The 22,941-nt window shown below is 35.7% G+C and carries 19 protein-coding genes; 10 read left to right on the top strand and 9 right to left on the bottom strand.

Annotation, left to right across the window (positions count from 1 at the left end; translation table 11 throughout):
- Positions 1-1,254 (bottom strand): type IX secretion system plug protein, encoded by a 1,254-nt coding sequence (locus V7M80_RS08115; protein ID WP_333695334.1) that lies wholly within the window; start codon positions 1,252-1,254, stop codon positions 1-3.
- A 286-nt stretch (positions 1,255-1,540) separates the two neighbouring features.
- Here V7M80_RS08115 and V7M80_RS08110 point away from each other — a divergent pair, with 286 nt between their 5' ends.
- From V7M80_RS08110 to V7M80_RS08070, 9 genes are all read left to right on the top strand, one after another.
- Positions 1,541-2,887: a Na(+)-translocating NADH-quinone reductase subunit A gene (locus V7M80_RS08110; RefSeq protein WP_333695332.1), complete on the top strand. Its 1,347-nt coding sequence runs from the start codon at positions 1,541-1,543 to the stop codon at positions 2,885-2,887.
- Between the two features lie 27 nt (positions 2,888-2,914).
- The gene (locus tag V7M80_RS08105) at positions 2,915-4,129 is read left to right on the top strand and encodes an NADH:ubiquinone reductase (Na(+)-transporting) subunit B (RefSeq protein WP_333695330.1); all 1,215 of its coding nucleotides are present in this window, start codon (positions 2,915-2,917) and stop codon (positions 4,127-4,129) included.
- A gap of 4 nt (positions 4,130-4,133) precedes the next feature.
- Complete coding sequence (gene nqrC, locus V7M80_RS08100) at positions 4,134-4,856, top strand: NADH:ubiquinone reductase (Na(+)-transporting) subunit C (RefSeq protein ID WP_333695328.1); 723 nt, start codon at positions 4,134-4,136, stop codon at positions 4,854-4,856.
- Between the two features lie 3 nt (positions 4,857-4,859).
- Entirely contained in the window at positions 4,860-5,549 is a 690-nt protein-coding gene (locus tag V7M80_RS08095; RefSeq protein ID WP_333695327.1) for an NADH:ubiquinone reductase (Na(+)-transporting) subunit D, read from the top strand.
- A 4-nt stretch (positions 5,550-5,553) separates the two neighbouring features.
- On the top strand, positions 5,554-6,300 hold the full coding sequence (gene nqrE / locus V7M80_RS08090; protein WP_333695325.1) for an NADH:ubiquinone reductase (Na(+)-transporting) subunit E: 747 nt from the start codon (positions 5,554-5,556) through the stop codon (positions 6,298-6,300).
- A complete protein-coding gene (gene nqrF / locus V7M80_RS08085) occupies positions 6,300-7,613 on the top strand; it encodes an NADH:ubiquinone reductase (Na(+)-transporting) subunit F (RefSeq protein ID WP_333695324.1) in 1,314 nt (437 codons plus the stop codon). The genes nqrE and nqrF overlap by 1 nt, the downstream gene beginning before the upstream one ends.
- 136 nt (positions 7,614-7,749) lie before the next feature.
- Entirely contained in the window at positions 7,750-8,115 is a 366-nt protein-coding gene (locus V7M80_RS08080; RefSeq protein ID WP_333695322.1) for a Na(+)-translocating NADH-quinone reductase subunit F, read from the top strand.
- Positions 8,069-9,112: an FAD:protein FMN transferase gene (locus V7M80_RS08075; protein WP_333695321.1), complete on the top strand. Its 1,044-nt coding sequence runs from the start codon at positions 8,069-8,071 to the stop codon at positions 9,110-9,112. The genes V7M80_RS08080 and V7M80_RS08075 overlap by 47 nt, the downstream gene beginning before the upstream one ends.
- 89 nt (positions 9,113-9,201) lie before the next feature.
- Positions 9,202-12,006, top strand: a complete 2,805-nt coding sequence (locus V7M80_RS08070; RefSeq protein ID WP_333695320.1) for a M16 family metallopeptidase — start codon at positions 9,202-9,204, stop codon at positions 12,004-12,006.
- A 63-nt stretch (positions 12,007-12,069) separates the two neighbouring features.
- On the opposite strand, the gene V7M80_RS08065 is transcribed toward V7M80_RS08070, so the two are convergent.
- The 3 genes from V7M80_RS08065 to map all read right to left on the bottom strand — a co-directional run bounded on the left by V7M80_RS08065 (position 12,070) and on the right by map (position 14,523).
- Entirely contained in the window at positions 12,070-12,834 is a 765-nt protein-coding gene (locus V7M80_RS08065; RefSeq protein WP_333695319.1) for a class I SAM-dependent methyltransferase, read from the bottom strand.
- Positions 12,831-13,619, bottom strand: coding sequence for a DUF3667 domain-containing protein (locus V7M80_RS08060; protein WP_333695318.1), 789 nt, complete (start codon positions 13,617-13,619; stop codon positions 12,831-12,833). The genes V7M80_RS08065 and V7M80_RS08060 overlap by 4 nt, the downstream gene beginning before the upstream one ends.
- 82 nt (positions 13,620-13,701) lie before the next feature.
- Positions 13,702-14,523, bottom strand: coding sequence for a type I methionyl aminopeptidase (map, locus tag V7M80_RS08055; RefSeq protein ID WP_333695317.1), 822 nt, complete (start codon positions 14,521-14,523; stop codon positions 13,702-13,704).
- Between the two features lie 279 nt (positions 14,524-14,802).
- On the opposite strand from map, the gene V7M80_RS08050 reads away from it, so the two are divergent.
- Positions 14,803-16,089 (top strand): acetyl-CoA hydrolase/transferase family protein, encoded by a 1,287-nt coding sequence (locus V7M80_RS08050; RefSeq protein WP_333695315.1) that lies wholly within the window; start codon positions 14,803-14,805, stop codon positions 16,087-16,089.
- Between the two features lie 47 nt (positions 16,090-16,136).
- Here the strand turns inward: V7M80_RS08050 and V7M80_RS08045 are convergent, their stop codons facing one another.
- From V7M80_RS08045 to gpmI, 5 genes are all read right to left on the bottom strand, one after another.
- A complete protein-coding gene (locus V7M80_RS08045; protein ID WP_333695313.1) occupies positions 16,137-17,540 on the bottom strand; it encodes a TolC family protein in 1,404 nt (467 codons plus the stop codon).
- A gap of 7 nt (positions 17,541-17,547) precedes the next feature.
- Positions 17,548-18,897, bottom strand: a complete 1,350-nt coding sequence (locus tag V7M80_RS08040; RefSeq protein WP_333695312.1) for an HlyD family secretion protein — start codon at positions 18,895-18,897, stop codon at positions 17,548-17,550.
- Between the two features lie 4 nt (positions 18,898-18,901).
- On the bottom strand, positions 18,902-20,578 hold the full coding sequence (locus V7M80_RS08035) for a peptidase domain-containing ABC transporter (protein ID WP_333695310.1): 1,677 nt from the start codon (positions 20,576-20,578) through the stop codon (positions 18,902-18,904).
- 7 nt (positions 20,579-20,585) lie between these two features.
- Positions 20,586-21,260 (bottom strand): TetR/AcrR family transcriptional regulator, encoded by a 675-nt coding sequence (locus tag V7M80_RS08030; RefSeq protein ID WP_333695308.1) that lies wholly within the window; start codon positions 21,258-21,260, stop codon positions 20,586-20,588.
- A 122-nt stretch (positions 21,261-21,382) separates the two neighbouring features.
- Complete coding sequence (gene gpmI / locus V7M80_RS08025) at positions 21,383-22,900, bottom strand: 2,3-bisphosphoglycerate-independent phosphoglycerate mutase (protein ID WP_333695307.1); 1,518 nt, start codon at positions 22,898-22,900, stop codon at positions 21,383-21,385.
- Between the last annotated feature and the right edge of the window lie 41 nt (positions 22,901-22,941).

Below are 22,941 nucleotides of genomic sequence, written 5' to 3'. Positions count from 1 at the left end.
TTATTTGATTATGTCGGTAGAATTTGCAATACCTTTGCCTATAACTCGGTCAAAACGGTCGTTGTTGGCTCTGTAATACACCATACAAAAATAGTTGTTTTCAGTTTGAAAATAATTGCCGTCAAGAGCGTTTGCTTCATCTACAATCCCTTTGGAGTCTGCCAATGTAAATTGGTAGTTGGTAAAGCCTTGTTTGATAATTAATGCTTTTTCATAAATGCCTTTATCTTTGTTGAAATCCATTTTATATTCGGGGGTAAGTGCATAATTATTAAACATACCCGTTATGTAAATGTCTTTTTTGCCAAAATAGGAAGGTGCTTCCAAACTGAAAAACACCCATGCATAATCGGCTTCGGTATTCACATCTTCTCTTGATTGTACGCTTCTTACAACAAAGTTTCCATTGGCATCCGGGAAATAGGTGTAATCTTTTGCTCCTCTGGTTTGATTGGTAAATAGATAGGAGTTGTATATCCCTTTTAGGTCAATAGATCTTATGCTGTTTACGGCATTTCGAAGGTCTTTGTTGTCAAAGAACAGAAACTCATTTCCGGCCCAAAATTGGGTTTCTTTGTCGTATTTGTAAACCAAATCATTTCCTATGGTAAACATGGGCTTGATATTGGTAATGGCGGTATTCCAAATTCCATTTTTAAGTAATAAGATTTTTACATTTTGTACCGGATTTTGCAATAATAGATTGTTGGGTTTTATTGTAAACTCTAAATTATGTTTCTGGTTTAAAACCCTAACATCTCTTGCACTTCTTACTTGCATGGGTACGGCTACTAAATCTTCATATAGGATAAATTTTCTGGAGAAAACCAATTCCTGATTGTTATTCCAAATTTTCAACATATAATTCCCACTTACTTTAAATCCTCGGGTAAATTGATTGGGAAAAGTTATTCGGTAATGCGAGTAAAGTTGTAACGTGTTGAAAGAGTTTTGATAATCAATAATTCTTTGGTTGTCCAAACCTTGTAGGTATTCATTGATGTTGAGTTGCGATTTTTTCCAATCGTAGTCACAATGAGTTAAGGTGTAGTAATAATTGGCTTCGTCTCCATAGAGGTCATCAAAAACAAATTGAAATGAATCGCCTAGTCTAAAAATGGGAATTACATTCTGATTGGCTTGAATAAAACTAATCGTTTTAATATTATAAGGTGGATTTACTTCTTGTTCCGGTTGAGCATAAAGAACAAAAGAAAAAACAATTCCTAGTAGAGTACTTATTTTTTTTAGCATAAATTCCGTTTTATTTGAAATGTAAATATACTACAAATTGTATACATAAAGAATGCCATATTTTGTTTTGCGGTTCAAAAGGCCTCTCTTTTGGGTCTTTTTTATGTTTTTTTTACTTTTTCTGAACTTAGAACCTAATGGAATTCACTCGTGTTATTTAAAATGATTATAAATAAATAAAAATCCATTAGACATTTGTTAATTCAATAGAGCAATTGTATTAAAATTTTTAAATTTGCACCGTTTGAAATTATGTAAACTATTTACTAATTATATCTTCATAAATATGTCCAAAGACATTCGAATTAAAAAAGGTTTAGACCTTAAGTTGAAGGGTGAGGCAGAATTACAAATTTCTGAGATAGCCCGCTCGAAAGTCTATGCTATCAAACCTTCTGATTTTCATGGTGTTGTGCCAAAAATGGTAAAAAAAGAAGGCGAAAGTGTGAAAGCCGGCGAGGTTATTTTCTATTCTAAATCTGATGAGAAAGTAAAGTTTGTTTCTCCGGTAAGCGGAAAAATCCAAGAGATCAAAAGAGGTGAAAAAAGAGTGATTTTGGAAATCACTATCTTAGCTGATGCTCAGGATACTTTTGTAGAGCATAGTCCAAAAAATCCAAATGATTTATCAACGGAAGAAGTAAAAGAGCACTTATTGGCATCGGGTTGTTGGCCATTTGTTAAACAACGTCCCTATGATGTTATTGCAAATTCGGCTGATACTCCCAAATCCATCTTTGTTTCTGCCATTCATTCTGCACCTTTAGCGTCTGATTTGAATTTTACATTGAAAGGAAAGAAAGAAGCTTTAAAAGCCGGTTTTGATGCCTTGCAAAAACTAACTTCCGGAAAAGTACATGTAACGGTTTTGCCAAATGCCGACTTTATGCCGGAGGGTATCAAAGCCGAAGTACACAAAGGTTACGGAAAACACCCAATTGGTTTGGTTTCTACTCAAATTGCTCACATTGACCCTATTAACAAAGGTGAAAAAGTTTGGGTGGTTCAAATTGAGGACGTTGCCATCATTGGAGAATTATTCTTAACCGGAAAAGTTAACTTAGAAAGAACATTGGCTCTTGCAGGTACCGGGTTTGAAAAACCGAGTTATGTAGTAGCCAAAATGGGAGCTCAAGTAGCTGATGTGGTGAATGCCAATTTAAAAAATGGAAATTTCAGAATCATCAGTGGCGATGTGTTAACCGGTGATAAAAAAGCGACTACAGATGGTGTAGGGTTTTATCATACTCAGATAACAGCCATTCCTGAAGGAGATGATTATGATTTCTTTGGATGGAATTTACCAAGACCCAACAAGTTCAGCGTATACCGTGCCGGAATGTTTTCATTCTTAACACCTGGTAAAAAATACGATTTGAATACCAATACTAATGGGGAACACAGAGGTTTTGTGTTAACCGGAGAGTACGAAAAAGTGTGTCCGCTTGATATTTATCCGATGCAATTATTGAAAGCTATTTTGGTAAAAGATATCGATCAAATGGAAGCTTTAGGTATTTATGAAGTAGCACCGGAAGATTTTGCTCTAACGGAATATGTATGTGTGTCAAAACAAGACCACCAACATATTGTACGAAACGGATTGGATGTAATGATTAAAGAAGTGGGTTAATTCATTTCAACTTAAAATATCACAAAAATGAGTTTAAAACAAAATTTACATAATTTAAAAGAAAAGTACCGCGGAACCAAGATGGAACAGTCTTTCAACGCCTTGCATACTTTTCTTTATATGCCCAATATTACTACGCATTCCGGTGCTCATGTTCGAGATGCAGCGGATTTGAAAAGGGTAATGAACACGGTAATCATGGCAATGGTACCGGTGTTGATTTTTGCAATGTTTAATGCTGGGTTTCAACATTACGGTCAAATTAATGGTTTTCCTTCCGGAATGTCATTTTTTTCAACCGAATTCTGGAACCTTGACAACTTTTGGGTTGGTTTTAGTAAAATCATTCCCATGCTTGCCGTTTCTTACGGAGTTGGACTTGGTATTGAGTTCATCTTTGCAACTGTAAAAAAACATGAGGTTGAAGAAGGATATTTGGTAACCGGAATGTTAGTTCCGTTAATTATGCCTATTGATTTGCCTTTATGGATGTTGGCTGTTGCTGTTGCTTTTGGTGTAATCATCGGTAAAGAATTGTTTGGAGGTACCGGGATGAATATTTTAAATCCGGCCCTTACTATTCGTGCGTTTTTGTTCTTTAACTGGGCAGCTTGGATGTCTGGAGACAAAGTATGGGTGCATGGAGCAGTTGACGGAGTAAAAAATGCTGCCGGAACAGATGCTATTTCAGGTGAAACGATTTTAGGTACTTTAGCCGCAAACAAAGAAGTAGGCTATTCTGTTTCCGATATGTTTTTTGGATTTATCCCGGGTTCAGTAGGTGAAACTTCTACGTTCTTGATTTTAGTAGGTGCCGCAATCTTAATTGCATCAGGAATCGGAAGTGCTAGAATTATGATTTCTGCAGTAGTTGGAGCAGCCGTTATGGGGTTAATCTTTAATAATATTGTAGATGCCGGAGTAATTACTGAATCCAGTAAATTCTACAGCTTGATGGCATTCCCATTTTGGCAACATCTAATTGTTGGGGGTATTGCTTTTGGTATCGTTTATATGGCTACCGATCCGGTATCTGCTGCACAAACAGCAACCGGAAAAATTATATACGGTTTTTTAATCGGATTTTTCAGTATCATGATTCGCGTTTTCAATCCGGCTTACCCAGAAGGAGTTATGATGGCGGTTATTTTAATGAATGTATTTGCTCCAACGATTGACCATTATGTGGTACAAGCGAATGTGAAAAGAAGAATGAAACGTTTAAAAGTTAAAACTACCTAATATTATGTCAAAACGTACAGATTCAAACGGATATACTATAATTTTTGCGGTAGTATTAGTTGTAGTGGTAGGGGCGTTGTTGGCTTTCTTTGCCAATTTCACCAAAGACCTACGTGTGAAGAACGATCAAGTAAAAGCTCAGATTGATATTTTATCAGCTATTGGTGTTGATGCAAATCGCTCTAATGCTTCTGAAATGTTTACACAATATATTAAAGAGCAAAAAGTAATCACCGGAACTGAGGTGGCTGATGATGCTATGGCTTATTTAATTGATGTAAAAAAAGAACAAGAAGCTGCCAAAAAAGGACAAACGCAACGTTTACCCTTATTTGTAGCTGAAAAAGACGGGAAAACCATTTACATTTTACCGGTTAGAGGTAATGGTCTTTGGGATGCCATTTGGGGTTATATTGCCATTAATGACGATTTGAAAAGTTTAAATGGAGTGTATTTTGATCACAAAGCCGAAACTCCAGGTTTAGGGGCTAATATCACTGAACCTTTCTTTAGAGATGACTTCAAAGGTGAAAACCTTTTTGATGCTACCGGAAATTTCAAAGGAATTGAAATTTCTAAATCAAACGGTGACCCTAACAATGAAGATAAAACAGATAATCAAGTAGATGCTATTTCAGGTGCAACTATTACCGGAAATGGCGTTGGAGCAATGATTAACTCTGGCATTCGTTTATACTTGCCTTATTTTGAAACATTAAAAAAATAAACCATGGCTAATACATCAGAAAAAGAACCTTTGTTTTCAAAGAAAAACATCGGATTAGTAAAAGACCCCTTAACGGATAACAATCCCGTTACGGTTCAAGTATTAGGAATTTGTTCTGCTTTAGCAATTACTGCCGAACTAAACGCTTCTGTAATTATGGCTTTGTCTGTAATTTTTGTATTGGGAGTGGGTAACGTGGTTATTTCTTTAATGCGTAATGTAATTCCTTCCTCCATTCGTATCATTGCTCAATTAGTTGTAGTTGCTGCACTGGTAATTATAGTGGATTTAACCTTAAAAGCCTATGTGCCGGATTTAGCTAAGAAACTTTCGGTTTTCGTAGGGTTAATTATTACCAACTGTATCATCATGGGTCGTTTTGAAGCCTTTGCCTTGGGTAACACTCCTTGGAAATCGTTCTTAGACGGTGTAGGAAATGCGGCTGGTTACGGTTTAATATTAGTAATCGTTGGATTCTTCCGTGAATTGTTAGGTTCAGGAGATTTATTTGGTTTAGGTAAAACTTATCTAGGTCATCCTCTTTTAGGTGATCCAGTTAACAAAACTTGGTTGTATTCAACCGGTTACGAAAACAACGGTTTTATGTTGTTGGCTCCAATGGCTTTGATTACATTAGGATTAATCATTGGTTTCCAACGCTCAAGAAATAAAAACTTAATAGAAACACACTAAGAAAATGGAATTATTAGAGTTATTTTTAAAATCAATTTTTATTGATAATATGGTATTCGCCACATTCTTAGGGATGTGTTCATACTTAGCGGTTTCTAAAAAAGTATCAACCGCAGTTGGTTTAGGTGCGGCCGTAATCTTCGTAATGTTGGTTACTGTACCGTTAAACTATTTGTTAGACCAATACATTCTACGTCCGGGTGCTTTAGTTTGGATGGGTGAAGAATATGCCGATTACGATTTAAGTTTCTTAACTTTTATTTTGTTTATTGCTACCATTGCCACAATGGTACAGTTGGTAGAAATGATAGTTGAAAAATTTGCACCGGCTTTATACAATTCATTAGGTATCTTTTTACCACTTATCGCTGTAAACTGTGCGATTCTTGGAGGTTCATTGTTTATGCAACAAAAAGAGTTTGGTAATATTACTGAAGCTACCGTGTATGGTTTAGGTTCTGGTATTGGTTGGTTTTTAGCTATTGTTGCTATTGGTGCCATTCGCGAAAAAATCAGATATTCTAACGTTCCTCCGGCTTTTAGAGGATTAGGAATGACTTTTATTTTAACAGGTTTAATGGCTATCGGATTTATGTCTTTTGGTGGTATGTTAACCGGTGGAGATGAACCTGCTCCTAAAAAAGAAGTAGTTGAAAATGTAGTTCCATCAGAAGAAATTTCTAATGCTTTAGAAATCATTGATTCAGCTGCAACAGTAAATGATTCATTAACAAATAATATTCAGGAATAATGATAGCATTAGAAGTTAGTACAGGTGGGTTAATTTCCACTACCGTTATTGCCTTTATGATTTTATTATTGGCTTTGGTTGGAATTATTCTTTATGCCAAAGCTAAGTTGGTACCTTCTGGTCCTGTAAAAATTAAAATTAACGGAGAAAACGAAATTGAAGTAGGTTCGGGAAGCACTTTGTTATCTACTTTAGGTTCTAGTAAAATATTTTTACCATCGGCTTGTGGTGGTGGTGGAACTTGTATCCAATGTAAATGTAAAGTTTTAGATGGTGGAGGAGAAGCTCTACCTACTGAAGTTCCTCACTTTAGCCGTAAAGAATTGGCTGAAGGATGGAGATTGGGTTGCCAAGTGAAAGTAAAAAGTAACATGGTTATTGAAGTACCGGAAGAAGTTTTTGGTATCAAAAAATTTGAAGCTAAAGTGTATTCCAATTACAGTGTTGCTTCCTTTATTAAAGAATTCATTGTAGAATTACCCGAAGATATGCATTATGAAGCGGGGGGCTATATCCAAATTGAAATTCCTAAATGTGAAGTAAAATATTCAGATATTGATATTACAGCACATCCGGTAGAACATCCGGGTGAACCAGATAAATTCAAAGCTGAATGGGATAAATTCAATCTTTGGCCATTGGTAATGAAAAATGACGACTTGGTAGAAAGAGCCTACTCAATGGCTTCTTACCCTGCCGAAGGAAGAAAAATCATGTTGAACGTGCGTGTAGCTACACCACCATGGGATAGAAATATTAATGGTTGGGCAAAAGTAAATCCAGGTATCGCTTCTTCCTATATTTTCTCTAGAAAAGCAGGTGATCCGGTAGTCGTTTCAGGTCCTTATGGAGAGTTCTTTATTAACGAATCAGAAGCTGAAATGTTGTACGTGGGTGGTGGTGCCGGAATGGCTCCTATGCGTTCGCATTTGTATCACCTTTTCAGAACTGTGAAAACAGGTAGAAAAGTTACCTATTGGTATGGAGGTCGTTCTAAACGCGAATTGTTCTATACAGATCACTTTAGAGCTTTGGAAAAAGATTTTCCTAACTTTAAGTTCTATTTAGCACTTTCTGAGCCACTTCCGGAAGACAACTGGAAAGTGAAAGATGGTATAGACGGTGAAGGTGATGGTTTTGTTGGTTTCATCCACAATGTAGTAATTGATAATTACTTATCTAAACACGAAAACCCGGAAGATATTGAATTGTACTTCTGTGGACCACCAATGATGAACAAAGCAGTTCAAAAAATGGGTGAAGACTTTGGTTTAGATCCAGAAAATATTCGTTTCGACGATTTCGGAGGATAATTTATTTTATTTTTTAAATACTTAAACCATTAAGTAGTTAAGTTTCTTGAGTTTCAATACTTGATTTCCTTAATTTCTTAATGGTTTTTTGTTTTTCTTAAGAATCGTTTCTTTAATTTCTATTTACTTTTACAGCATGGAAGTATTGTCAGAACAAGATTTACATAACATCGCCATGAATCACGTGGGAAAAGATCTTGAAACCAAAGGTTTTGAGTTTATAGCCGTAAACAGTCAATTAAAACGACATCCTCAGTTTGTGTGCGTTGATAAACCTACTAATACCTTACATTTTGTCTTGGTAACCGTGTATAATTATCCGGATAATCCGGAGGATTATGATGTGCTATGGATGGAAACGTTTAAACGCCATGCCCAAAAATTAAAAGCCAAAGTACTTTATGCCGGTGTAGGCATTGCTAATGCTGCCGATTTTGAAAAACCACTTTTGAAAAATGAAGATTACATCATCAACTACAATGGAATTAAAGAAATTAGTTAGTCTATTTTTACTTGTATTATGCTTTGTCGCGTGCCAAAAGGAAGAAAAAAATCAAATTATAATCATCCAAGGAGAGGCTCAAGGAAGTACGTATGCCGTGAAGTATATCAGTTCTTCAGAATTGGTATCCAAAAAAGCTATTGATTCGTTGCTTTTAGCTTTTGATGAATCGCTTTCAACCTATAGACCCGACTCTAAAATTTCCAAAATTAATGATGGGGATTCTACAATTGTAGTCGATGATTTTTTTGTAAAAACAGTTGAAGTTTCTTCCAGAATTTATAAAGAAACGAAAGGTCTTTTTGACCCTACAATTGGGGTTTTGGTTAATGCCTATGGATTTGGTCCTAAAAAGCAGAAGATCGATTTAAATTCTGCAAAAATAGACAGTTTATTGCAGTATGTGGGTTTTGATAAAGTTCGATTGAATGAAAACAGAACGATTTCAAAAAAATTTCCACAAACCTATTTTGATTTCAATGCGATTGCCCAAGGCTATTCGGTAGATGTGGTGGTAGATTTTTTAAAATCAAAAGGCATTGAAAACGGTATAGTAGAAATTGGTGGAGAAATTGTAGCTTTTGGTAAAAATACGATTGAAAATAAAAATTGGGTTGTTGGAATTGACGATCCCACTCAATCTCCGGAAAATCGCATTTTGATTGCAAAAATTAAGTTGGAAAATCTTGGAATGGCTACATCCGGAAATTATCGAAAAGTAAAAACCGACTCGCTTACCGGTGAAAAGTTTGTTCACATTATCAATCCCAAAACCGGACTTTCACAGCAAAGTAAGGTATTAAGTGCGACCGTTTTATCAAAAAAATGTATAGATGCAGATGGTTATGCAACCGCTTTTATGGTGATGGACATAGAACAAACTAAAGCTTTTCTAAAAGATAGAAATGATTTGTATGTGTTGTTGATTTATACCGATGAGCAGAATACAATCCAACAATTCAAAACCCCTAATTTTGAAAGTCTTATTTTAGAATGATTCTAAAAGTAGGTTTTTTCGTTAAAGAAAACACAATATGTTGTGATTAATGAAGTTTTAGTATAGTTTTAATACTTTAAATACTTCATATGAAAAAACTTAACAAACTATTTCTATTTCTTTTAGCGTTGCCATCATTGGTATTGGCACAGGAGCTAAAGTTAGACAGTCCTATTCCCAAAGATCCTTCTGTAAAAGTAGGGAAATTAAAAAATGGTCTAACATACTACATCAGAAAAAATGCAAAACCGGAAAACAAAGTTGATTTAAGACTTGTGATTAATGCCGGTTCTATATTGGAAAATGACGACCAACAAGGTTTGGCTCATTTTATGGAACATATGTGTTTTAATGGCACCAAAAACTTTCCAAAAAATGCTTTGGTAGATTATTTACAAAGTATTGGTGTGAAGTTTGGTCAACATTTAAATGCTTATACCAGCTTTGACGAAACCGTTTATTTTTTACCCATTCCATCAAATGATCCAGAAAAGTTATCCAAAGGATTTCAAATTTTGGAAGATTGGGCATTTAATACCACTTTAACTCCCGAAGAAATTGATAAAGAACGTGGTGTTGTTCTTGAAGAATACCGCATCGGTCTGGGTGCTGATAAACGCATGATGGGTAGATTTATGCCTAAAATGATGTATAATTCACATTATGCAAAACGATTGCCTATTGGTCAAAAAGAAATTTTGGAAAACTTTACTTACGATAAAGTGGTTAGTTTTTACAAAGATTGGTACCGACCCAATTTAATGAGTGTGATTGTGGTTGGGGATATAGATGTAGCCGAAATGGAGAAAAAAATCATTACTCATTTTTCGTCATACAAAAACCCAAAAAACGAAAAACCCAGAGCAAAATTTGATGTGCCCAACCATAAAGAAACATTTGTTGCAGTAGAAAGTGATCCCGAAGCTGCCTACACTCAAGTACAACTTTTATACAAAGATTATAAAGAGCCCAAAGTAGTAAAAACAATAGGTGATTTTAAAGAACAATTGGTAATCGGTTTGTTTTCAACCATGCTAAATAACCGATTAGGTGAACTTCAAAACGCACCAAATCCACCTTTTACTTATGGTTACTCTTATTACGGAGGAACCTTTGCCAAAACAAAAAATGCTTTTCAGTCTTTTGCTATGGTGCCACAAGATAAACAATTGGAAGCTTTAAAAGTCTTAGTTCAAGAAAACGAAAGAGTGAAAGCTTTTGGCTTTACTCAATCGGAATTAGATCGTGCCAAAACGGAATTCCTTTCTCAAATGGAACAACAATTTAAAGAGAAAGACAAAATGGAGTCTGAAAATTTTGTATGGCAGTACCAAAGTAATTTCTTAGAAAACAATCCCATTCCCGGAATTGAATGGACTTTTACAACCATGCAAAAAATGTTACCCTTAATTACGGTGCAAGAAACAAATGCCTTGATTAATGGGTATATCAAAGATGATAATCGTGTAGTTGTTTTAACCGGTCCGGAAAAAGAAGGGTTGAAAAAACCAACAGAAGAAGAAGTTTTGGCTTCTATTACTGTAGATCCAAGTTCATTAAAAGCCTATGTAGATGAGGATGTGGCTGAAAGTTTGTTGCGAAATCCCGTAAAAAAAGGTTCCATAACCCAAAGAGAGTCCAATGATAAAGTTGGTTCTAAAACGTGGACTTTGTCTAATGGAGCCAAAGTTACTTTCAAAAAAACCGATTTCAAAAACGATGAAATCTTATTTGAAGCCCTAAGTTTTGGAGGTACAAATCTTATTTCAAACGAAGATTATGCCAAAATACAGTGGGCTATGGGCGGTCTTACCGAAGCGGGATTCTCAGGCATGAAATTAAATGATATCAACAAGTTCATGACGGGAAAAATTGCTCGTGTGAATCCATATGTTGGGGGTACTCAAGAAGGTTTCAGAGGCTCGGCATCTCCTAAAGATTTGGAATATTTGTTCCAAATGGTATATGCTTATTTTACCGATTTGAATTTTGATAAAGAAGCTTTTGAAAGTTTTAAAATCAAACAAAACGGATTTATGGCCAATATGAAAGCTATGCCCACTATGCATTTTCAACAAGAACTTTACGCCTATTTAAATCAAAATAATCCTAGGTTTAATGGTATTTTACCAGATGAAAAAGCGTGGGAAAATACAAGCTACGAATTGGCTTATGCCAAATACAAAGAACGATTTGCCAATGCAGCCGATTTTCATTTCTTCTTTGTTGGAAATTTAGATGAAGCTGTATTAGAGGATTTTGTTACGAGTTATTTAGCTTCGTTACCGGCTTCAAACACCAAAGAACAAGCTGTAGATTTAGGTTACAGAATGTTACGTGGCGATTTAAAAAAGGTAGTCAATAAAGGGAAAGATCCTAAAAGTACAGTTAACATCATGTTTTATGGTGATGCCAAATATGAGGCTACCGAAGCTTTAGCTTTGCGAGCTGCCGGTGAAGTTTTAACTATTAAACTAATCGAAGAACTTCGTGAGAACGAAAGTGGAGTATATGGTGCCAGTGCACGAGGCAGTATGAACAAAGTACCAAATGGCAGTTACAATTTCACAATCAATTTCCCTTGTGGGCCTGAAAATGCCGAAACTTTAACTCAATCGGCATTAAGAGAATTAAACAAAATTATCGAAAACGGTCCCGATTTAAAAGATGTAAATAAATTCAAAGAATCTGAAAAATTGGATTACAAAGAAAAAATCAAACAGAATAATTATTGGATGGCCAATTTTACAAGAGCTTTCTCTAATGATAGTTCTATTGACGAGATTTTATCTTTTGAACAACGAATTGATGCCATAACACCCCAACAAATTCAAGCTGTAGCCAAAAAATATCTTTCTAAAGATAAGGTGATAGCTATATTGATGCCGGAGTAATAAATTTTATCTTAAACAAAAATGCCTAGAGTTTTTATTCTAGGCATTTTTTTATTTGTATTTCTATTTGAAGCAAACCGGAATAATTTCACCATTTGCCAAGCAATATTTCTCTACCATTTCCGGTGGAATTTTTGCTGTGTAATCTTCTTCAATAACCTTAAAACCAATACTTCTTAATTTGTCAAAATAATCCCTGCCGTATATGCGAACATGATCGTATTGACCAAAAATTTTGGCTCGTTCTTTCTGATCTGTAATAGAATCATCCGAAAATGTTACCGCTCGGGACAAATCTTGCGGAATTTGAAATATTCCCATTCCACCGGGTTTTAAAACGCGATACAATTCTTGCATGGCTTGGGTATCATCAGGAATATGCTCCAAAACGTGATTACACAAAATCACATCATACCAATTATCTTCAAACGGTAAATTACAAATATCGGCCTTTACATCTGCTAAGGGAGAAAACAAATCGGTTGTGGTATATTCCAAATTTTTTTGCATTCTAAAACGTTTGTAAAATGCTTGCTCCGGAGCAAAATGCAATACTTTTTTGGGAGCTGTAAAAAAGTCGGTTTCGCGGTTCAAGTACAACCATAACAAACGATGTCTTTCTAGAGAAAGCGTACTCGGAGATAGTACATTGTTGCGTTGTTTCCCATAGCCGTAAGGCAAAAATATCCGAAAACTTTTCCCATCAATAGGATCGGTAAACCGATTTCCCCTAAGTGCAAAAGCAAGTAAAGGTCTGGCTATATAGCTCAATCGAATCAAAAGAGGCCTAGGAACGGTATTGAGAATAAACTTGAATATTTTTTTCATTTCAAAACTGTGATAGCGTATATGATTCCAAAAATAACCGAAAGCACAACGATGATTCCAAAATACAATAAAACAAATAAAACGAGGTATTTTATTCCGGAAAACAGGGTTTGTTTAAAGTTTAAAAGGTACAATTTTTTTAACGTGTATAAAGTAAATAAAATAAAAATTAGAAAATAGATATAGGCGTAGCTCATGAAATTCATTTCCAGTAACGTCACCATAATTACTTGTAAAATGAGCGAAATGTAGCCTAAATTGGTTTGAATGTAACTGTTAAATACCAAATGCTCAAAAAAATTGTGTCCTCTTTTGGAGAATATCAAATAACTGGTTAGTGCATATAACGGTAAAAGAGAAAGTACTATAAAATTGTAATAATTCATCATAGAATCCATGAACTTACTCATGTCAAATTGAGGAACATTTTGGGTATTGTTTGAAGCATTCATTCCGTTGGTAAATCCTTCAGAATAATCTATAACCGATTGCATTGGGAAAAATTTATAGAAAAAAACGGCAAGCGTAGCATACAAAACAATGTACGAAAAGGGTTGGAAGTATTTTTTTCGAGCTCCGCTAATGTAGGCTTCTAAAACGGCTTTGGGGTTGGTAAACATTCCCAAAAAAGTTCTCCAAAAATTATTGTCCCAACTAAAAAAAGGGCCAATAAATTCTTCCCAGGTTCCTTTTAAAGAAAGTCTATCGTTTACAATTTTTGAACCGCAGTTGGAACAAAACTTTGCATTTTGAGCAAGATCGATTTCGCAAGTTTTACAATTCATGTGACCCATGTTTTAGATTTTAATCAAAAGTATAAATAATTGTAAAAAAGCGAAACGAAAACCAGAATAATTGTAGTGGGTTTTAGTTCTTTACCAAGGGTTTACTTCTAAACTCTTCTTCCTCGTTACTTACAATTCCTAATGCATCGTAAATGTATTGAAAAGTTGAAAGCAACTCCGGTTTCCCATCAATCAACGCTACATTGTGTTCAAAATGAGCACTGGGTTTCATGTCGGCTGTCAAAATGGTCCATCCGTCTTTAAGTTGTTTGATGTTTTTGGTTCCCATATTAATCATGGGTTCAATAGCCACAACCATTCCTTCTACAAATAATTTACCTCGGCCTTTTTTACCATAATTTGGCATTTCGGGGTCTTCGTGCATTTTTCTTCCTAAACCGTGTCCAACCAATTCTCTAACTACTCCATATCCGTGTGATTCACAATACGTCTGAATGGCATTTCCAACATCTTCTACGCGGTTGCCGGCTTTAAATTGTCTAATGCCAACATACAAAGATTCTTTGGTTACTTTCAGTAATTTTTTTGTTTCCGGAGCCACTTCGCCAATTTCAAAAGAATAGGCATGGTCTCCATAAAATTCATTCATTAATACCCCGCAATCCACCGAAATTACATCGCCACTTTCCAAAGGTTTGCTGTTCGGAATACCGTGAACCACTTGAGCATTTGGGCTCATACACAACGAGTTTGGAAAACCGTATAACCCCAAAAAAGCCGGTACACCACCGTGATCTCTAATAAATTCTTCGGCCAGTTTGTCTAAATATAAAGTCGTTACACCCGGTTTGATTTCCTTAGCAATCATGCCAAGTGTTCTGGAAACCAAAAGTGAACTCGCACGCATCAACTCAATTTCTTCTCGTGTTTTTGGGATAATCATATTCAAATTTTAAAGGCACAAAGGTACACAATTTTATGGTTTTTTTCAGAAGCTATTTCCTGTTATTCACTGTAAGCTTTTTTGTATTGAGGCCGTTTTTCTTGGGCAAAAAAGTGAGCAATCCCGATAGCAATCGGGGCTCTTTTCTGCCCTTAGAAAAACGCCTCAATACAGCAAAGACTTTACGTCCCCTACCAGGGCTAAAAATGGTAAAAACTATGAGAAATGTCAGTTTTTAATTGATTAAACGCCCTTATCTTTGTATAAAATTTAGGAATTATGAGCAAATATGTTACCGCAGAAGAAGCTGTAAAAGTGGTTAAATCCGGAGACAGGGTTTATTTACAAGCTGCAGCTGCTACTCCATCTGTATTGTCAAAAGCCTTGACGCAAAGAGCTTCAGAATTAAAAAATGTCGAAATATGCCACTTGCATACCGAAGGTGAAGCTCCATATGCCCACCCCGATTTGGCATCTAGTTTTCATGTAAACTCCTTTTTTATTGGGGCCAATGTGCGACATACTTTAAAAGCCGGGAATGGTTCTTACACTCCGGTTTTTTTGAGTGAGTTACCCAATTTATTTCGCAAAAATGTACTCCCTTTAGATGTTGTTTTTATTCACGTTTCTCCACCGGATAGACACGGTTATTGTTCCTTGGGGGTTTCTGTAGAAGCTACTTTGGCTGCAATTGAAAATGCTAAGATTGTTGTAGCTCAGGTTAATCCTCAAATGCCTCGAACGTTTGGTGATGGTATTTTGCATGAATCTGAAATAGACTATCTGGTAGATGTAAATCAACCTATTTTTACTCACGAAATAGAAGCATTTACTCCCGAAGAAGAAAAAATAGGTGAGTTTATCGCCTCGCTTATTGAAGATAAAAGTACGCTCCAAATGGGAATTGGTTCTATACCTAATGCTGCTTTGAGTAAATTGGGAAATCACAAAGATTTAGGATTGCACACCGAAATGTTTTCAGACGGTGTAATAGATTTAATCGAAAAAGATGTAATTAATTGCAATTACAAAGGGACAACTCGAGGAAGAGTTTTGGCTACATTTTTAATGGGTTCGCGACGCTTGTATGATTTTGTAGATGATAATTCATTTATAGAAATGAAAGAGTCATCTGCTGTAAATGATACGGCTCGAATTCGCAAAAACCCCAAAATGGTTGCTATCAATTCGGCAATAGAAGTAGATGTTACCGGTCAAGTTTGTGCCGATTCTATTGGAGGAAAAATGTATTCCGGTGTAGGCGGGCAAATGGATTTTATTCGAGGTGCGTCTCTAAGTGTAGGAGGAAAGGCTATCATTGCTTTGCCTTCACAAACCCGAAGAGGGGAAAGCAGAATAGTGCCCTTCTTGAAACAAGGAGCCGGTGTTGTTACCACCCGATCTCACGTTCAATATATTATTACCGAGTATGGTATTGCCAATTTGTATGGTAAAACCCTAAAACAACGGGTAGCCGAAATGGTTAAAATTGCTCATCCCAATCACAGAGAATGGATAGAAAAATCATATTATGAGCTGATGGAAATCAGACAACTCATAGGTTAATCAGAGTTAGTTAGTCAAAAAAAGTCAAATGGAAACATTTGACTTTTTTAATTTGGATTGGCCAATAATTTGAATAAATCGGCATTGGAAACGCAATACCTAATTTGAGCATCTAATTGTTGTAAACTACTGCTCAAAAATGTATTTTCACGAGCGTTGATTAAAAATATAGAGCTTTCGCCAAAGAAGAAGAGTTGTTCCTCAGATTCCAATAGCGTATTGTAATCTGCAACTAGTTGATCTTGAATTCGAATTTGTTCTTTCAAAGATTGGATTTCTTCCAATTGGTATTTTATTTTGTTTTGTAAAACTTGATTTTCCAAATTTAACTCTAAATTGGCATCTTGAACTTTCAATTTGGCAATTTTATAATTACCTCTTTCTTTTCTCAGAAAAAGAGGGAAACTAAAATTGACACCGTATTTGTAATTTACGGTGTTAAAGTCTTGGATAAATTCGGGTTCCGAAAGGTAATTGTAATTCAAATCTATCCGGGGTTTAAGTAAATCGCCTTTCAATCGTTTGTCTACTTCCAAAATTTCCAACTTGTTTTGTAGGGCTTTTATTTTTGGATGATTTACCATGTCCAAATCCGAAAAAAGCAAACCGTTGGTTTTGAGCGTATTTTCTACTTTTTTATCCAATTCTTTCTCAGGTACAATGTTGTCTTGTAATTCCAAAGGAACCAAATTATCCCACCATAAAAAGTTGGATAATTCCAATTTAGATTTCAAAAGTTTTAATCGGGATTGTTCCAAACTTAATTTTCTCGATTTTACCAAAATTCCGGCTTCAATACTATCAATGGCCGGTCGGTCTCCTTGTTGTATGAGCCCTTTAATTCCATTAAACCGAATTTGAGCGTTGTTTAAAAAGGTTTGATACAATTCGTATTCGGTGTAATTTCGATACCAATTAAAATAACTGTTTGCCGCTTGATGCAATATAGAGGCTACTTCCAAATCGCGTTCTGCTTGGGATAAATTGTTGTATATTTTGGCTTTTTTCAGGTCGGCCATTCTTTTATTTATAAGTAAACCTTGACCCACGGGAACCGCAATACCCAAAGTAGTTAAGCCGTTGGCGGGAACAGTATTTTGTGGGTTTAGATACACTCCTTCCATTTGATCAAATCCGGCTTTAATTTCAATACCGTACCAAGTGGGAATTTTAAATGTACTATTGAGTAACGAAAAATATTCAGTTGATTTAAACTGTTTGTTTTCGTAATCTACTTCTATTTTCGGGTCAAATCCTCCGCGAGCAGCTATAATTCCGGCTTGAGCTTGATTCACCTCCAGATTGGCTTGTCTTACCAGAGGGTGAAATTGTTTTACATAACCCAGATAGGCGTCCAAAGTCATAATAGAATCTAAGGTCGTTTTTGAATCTTGAGCTCTCATTCCCAAATTTGAAATGAAAAGGATACCCAATACAAAGAATTTTCTCATGATGGATTTATTTTTTTGCCGTTTCATTTTGTGCTTTTGGAGTATAAAAATCAGGTGGGAATCCGTTTAATTTTCGCCAAATTTCATACCAAATAGGGACATTGTCCAATAAGGCAAATGTGTGAGCACCTGCACCAATACTAAGTTGTTTTGGCCACGGTTTGTCTTTTGGGTCTTGAGCAATTAATACGCGATATTTACCATTGGTACTTATAAAGTTTTCAACGGCTACAATTTCTCCACCAAATGTTCCATAAGAAGCATTAGGCCATCCGCTAAAAACGATGGTTGGCCAACCGTCAAACCAAATTCTAACTTTTTCGCCTTTGTGTATGAGTGGGAGATCTATGGGATCTATAAAGGATTCTACGGCAATATCATATTTGGCCGGCATTATGCTCACAATAGGTGTTCCTTCTTTTATGGTTTCACCAATACCCGACTGTAAAGCTCTGTTTACATAACCGTTTTGAGGAGCTTTGATATAATACAGTTCGTTTCTGATTTTATAATTGGTAACTTGGTTTTGGAGTTTATTAACTTGAGCTTCGGTATCAAATTGACTACTTAAAGCGGTAAATCGATCACTTTGAGCTTTAGATAATTTATCGGTGTATTCAGCCGTAATGCGGTTGATTTCCACACGTGCATTTATCAATTCGTTTTTTGCGGCTAAGAATTTATTTTGTTGCGTTATAATTTTGGCTTCGGCATCTTGTAATTTTAGTCGTTTTTCTTCCAAATCGGTTACCGCTTTTAACCCTCTTTCGTTCAATTCTTGTGATCGTTTGTATTGGGTTTGAGCAATTTTGAGTTGGGTTTTAACAGCTTCCAAATCCATGCTGTCACTTCGTACCTTAAGTAGAGATTGCTCTATTTTATTACGGGCTTGTTCCAATTTGAGAATGCGTTCTCTTTCTATAGCCGAAATTTGATTGGCCAATGATTTGGCTTTCTCTTCATAGGACCCTTCAGAGAGCATTTTGGCTTTCATTTGACTTTCGGTATTGGCTACCAAATTGGGGTCAAAATAATCTTCTTTGATCTCTGATATAAATAAAATTGTATCCCCTTTTTTTACATATTGACCTTCGGCAACATACCATTTTTCTATTCTACCCGCAATGGCCGTATGAACAGTTTGTGGTCTTTGTTCCGGGGAAACGGTTGTAACATACCCCGTACCTTGAATGTTTTGTGTCCAGGGTAACAACAAGAACAATATACTGCCAATTAAGAACCCTATTAATAATTTGTTGAACATTTTAAAATAAGGCCTTGTGCTCAAGGATTGTATGGTTTTGAACCGATTCAAATCCAATTTGTCGTGTAAATTATTTTTAGTTATATTCAACATACCTTTACGAATCTGAGATTAATTTACCTTTTTCTAAAACTAGGGTTCTTTTGCATTTTTGTTTCCAATACGGATTTTTTGAAATCACAAACACCGTCCATTTGTGAGAAGGGTCTAAGATAAAATCGATGATTTCATTGGCTAATTCGGTATCCATTTTGTCAAATGGATCTTCCAGAAACAAAACTTTTGGATTGGATACAATGGCTCGAGCTAAAAGAATTTTTTGGGTAGTAGATGACGAAAGCTGTTTTCCATCGGTTAAAATAACTTCATCCAATCCATTGGGCAGTTTTTTGATTTCTTCGGTGAGTTTGATTTTATCTAAAACCCACTTTAATCTTTCGTTTGAAATCATTTCACTTTTAAAAGTTATGTTTTCCAAAACACTGCCTTCAAACGTAGTTTGTCCGGCGGTTACTATTCCAATTTGTGAACGGTATTGTGCTTTGTTTACTTTGGTGTAATTTTCATCATTAATGTATATACTTCCGGTTTTCGGTTCTAAAAGACAGGCCAAAATTCGGAGAAACGTACTTTTTCCGGAGCCGTTTTTACCTTCTATAAATATAGTTTCGCCTTGGTTGACTTTCAAACTTATAGCGTTAAGTACTTTTTTGGCCGAATCGGGAAAACTGTAACTCAATTGATCAATTTCAAATTGAAGGTTGGTGTAACAATGGGTTCTTTTTTCTTGATTTTGTTCGTCTTCAATTTCAAGATCAACCACTTGACCAATTTTTTCAACCGAGGTTAAAACATCATAAAAGGTTTCAAGTCCAATGATGATTTTTTCAACCGAGTTAATTACCAAAAGAATAATAATTTCTGCAGCAACAAATTGCCCAATATTGAGCTGTTGGTTGATTACCAGAAATCCTCCAATTAAAAGTAAGCCTGCAGTAATTACAATTTTAAAACCTACCAGTTGAATGAATTGTTTTTTAATTACCTGGAAGTGTTTTTCTCTTGAACTTAAATATTCACCCACATAAGTGTCGGTTTTTTTTAAAGCAAACTCGGCTTCTGTTTGGTTTTTAAACCCAAAATAATTTCGGGCAATTTCCTGTATCCAATGAGCCACTTTGTATTTGTATTTGGATTCTTTAAGACTGGTTTTAAGACCAATTGAAAATGATATCCTGAAAATCAAATACAAAACGACAAAGAGCAAAAGTCCAAATAATATAAATAGAGGATGGTAAACCGAAAGCAAAAGCAATCCGAAAATAATTTGTAAAACAGCCTCGGAATAATCCAATATCAATTTGGCTACACTTTTTTGAACGGTTAAAGTATCAAAAAAACGATTGGCTAATTCCGGCGGATAAGCATTATTAAATTCGGTGTATTTGATTTTTGGGAAGCGATACGCAAACTCAAAAGCAGAACGAATGAAAATTTTCTGTTGAATCGATTCTGTGATTCGAAGTTGCATGAGTTTCAAAATACCGTTAAAACTTACCCCTATGATAACAACCAAAACAAGTATTATCCAGGATAAACTTACTCTTCCGCCTTGAATAAGATTGATAATGGCTTGTACACCCAAGGGAAGAGATAAACTCACAACTCCAGAAAAAATGGCGTAAAATAAAACTTGATAAATGTCTTTTTTATCAAGCTTTAACAGGCTGACAAAACGTTTGAGCGGCGATAATTCTTTAGATTCTTTTTTCATTGTAAGTTTAATGACTTAATTGTTTTACTACTAATTCGGTAAAAAAGTCTGTTGGAGAAATCGCTTCAGAGCAATTGGTTATAGACTTGAAGTGATTCTTCAAAAAATGTTGGTGTAAAGCCCCTTCAACCACCATAGATGCCAAACTTTTGGCGTGAGCGTAATTGGGGTTTACGGCCCATATGATTTCAATTAATCGGGTAATAACTCTTTTGTAAATTAAAAAATACCCTTCTTTATTTTCTTCGTCAACCTCTTTGGTTAAGTAGGATTTAGAAAATTCGCAAATGATAATTCTACTCAAAACCACCTCATTGATGTGCGGATGATTGTTGTCTTCGCTTGCCTCCTCGGTTACAATGGCGAGAGCTTTTACCAATTTTTCTTGAGGATTGGTTATGCTGTTGGTGGTTAATACCAACTTGATTTCAATCCACCCCCAATACCAAGAAGTGAGGTACAACAATAATTTGTGTTTGTTTTCAAAGTATCGGTATATTGAACTTTCATTAGAGCCAATTTTGTCACCTAACTTTTTGAATGTAAAATTATCAAACCCAATTTCATCAATCAAAAGTATGCTTTTTTCAATAATTTTCTTACCCAGCTCTGAAGTTTCCGGGTCTTTTACATATATCTTAGGGCTAATTGCCACTTTTAAACCACCTAAAATAGAATGCATGCGATATAAGTTAATTAAAGACATCGCAAATTTAATAGTAATACTATCATATTTGAGTGTAATTAACTTATTTTTAATAAAAAAACCACTCTTTAGAGTGGTTTTAATTTTTTAAATTCAATCTACACCAATTCTTTTCCGGTCATTGCATTTGGTTTGGGTATTCCCATCATTTTTAAAATGGTAGGAGCAATATCGCCCAAAACGCCGTTTTCTATATTTGTTCTTTCGGGGTCAACCAAAATAACCGGTACGGGATTGGTAGTATGAGCAGTATTGGGTGAGCCATCCGGATTAATCATGGTTTCGCAGTTTCCGTGATCGGCAATTACCAGAGTGGTATATCCGTGGGCCAATGCGGTTTCTATTACTTCTTTTACACAAGCATCTACGGCTTCGCACGCTTTTACAGCGGCTTCCATTACGCCTGTGTGCCCAACCATATCTCCGTTGGCAAAATTCAAACAAACAAAATCAACCTCTTCTTTTTGCAGTTCAGGTAATAATGCCTCTTTGAGTTCATATGCACTCATTTCGGGTTTTAAATCGTAGGTGGCCACTTTTGGGGAGTTTCGTAAAATTCGGGTTTCGCCATCAAAAGGTTCTTCTCTTCCTCCCGAAAAAAAGAAAGTAACGTGAGGGTATTTTTCAGTTTCGGCTATGCGAATTTGTTTCTTATGGTGTTTTTCCAAAACTTCACCAAGGGTTTCGGTAATATTGTCTTTGTTATAAATTACATTAACGTTGGTATAGGTTTCATCATAATTGGTCATAGTTACATAGTACAAATCCAATTTATGCATGTTTTGCTCGTGAAAGTCTTTTTGAGATAAGGCTTCCGTAAGTTGTCTACCTCTATCGGTTCTAAAATTGAAAAAAATCACCACATCGCCATTTTCAATTTGTGCCAATGCTTCCCCTTGGGAGTTGGTCATAACAATAGGTTGGATAAATTCATCTGTGATATCGGCATCATAGCTGGCTTGAATGGACTGCGTAGCATTTTGAGAGGGGGTTCCCAGACCGTTAACTACCAAGTCGTAAGCCAGTTTAACGCGTTCCCAGCGTTTGTCTCTGTCCATGGCATAATAGCGACCGCAAATAGAAGCCAATTGAGCCGAAGTATTTTGAATGTAATTTTCCAAATCGGCAATATACCCTTTCCCCGATTTGGGGTCAACATCACGACCATCTGTAAAGGCATGAATGAATACATTTTTCAATCCAAAATCTTGAGCGGCATCAATCAATCCTTTAAGATGAGAGGTGTGAGAGTGAACCCCACCATCTGAAACTAATCCTAAAAAGTGCACTTTTTTATGGTTGTTTTGGGCATATAAAAAAGCCTCTTGAAGTACTTTTTCCTGATTCAAGGTTTTGTGTTGAACCGCCAAGTTGATACGGGTTAATTCTTGGTAAACAATTCTTCCTGCACCCAGATTCATATGACCCACTTCAGAATTACCCATTTGTCCTTCCGGAAGGCCAACATGAAGTCCGTCTGTTCGCAATTCGGCATGAGCATAATTTTGATAAAGTGAATCTATAAATGGGGTTTGGGCTTGATCAATAGCAGAAACTTTAGGATCTGGAGAATGCCCCCAGCCATCTAAAATCATTAAAATTACTTTGTGGTTCATTGTTGAAAAAATTTCAACAAATATAAGGAATACCAATAAGT

Origin of the sequence: Flavobacterium sp., assembly GCF_036759525.1 — a bacterium.
GTDB lineage: Bacteria > Bacteroidota > Bacteroidia > Flavobacteriales > Flavobacteriaceae > Flavobacterium.
This window is presented reverse-complemented; position numbering and strand designations above follow the sequence as displayed.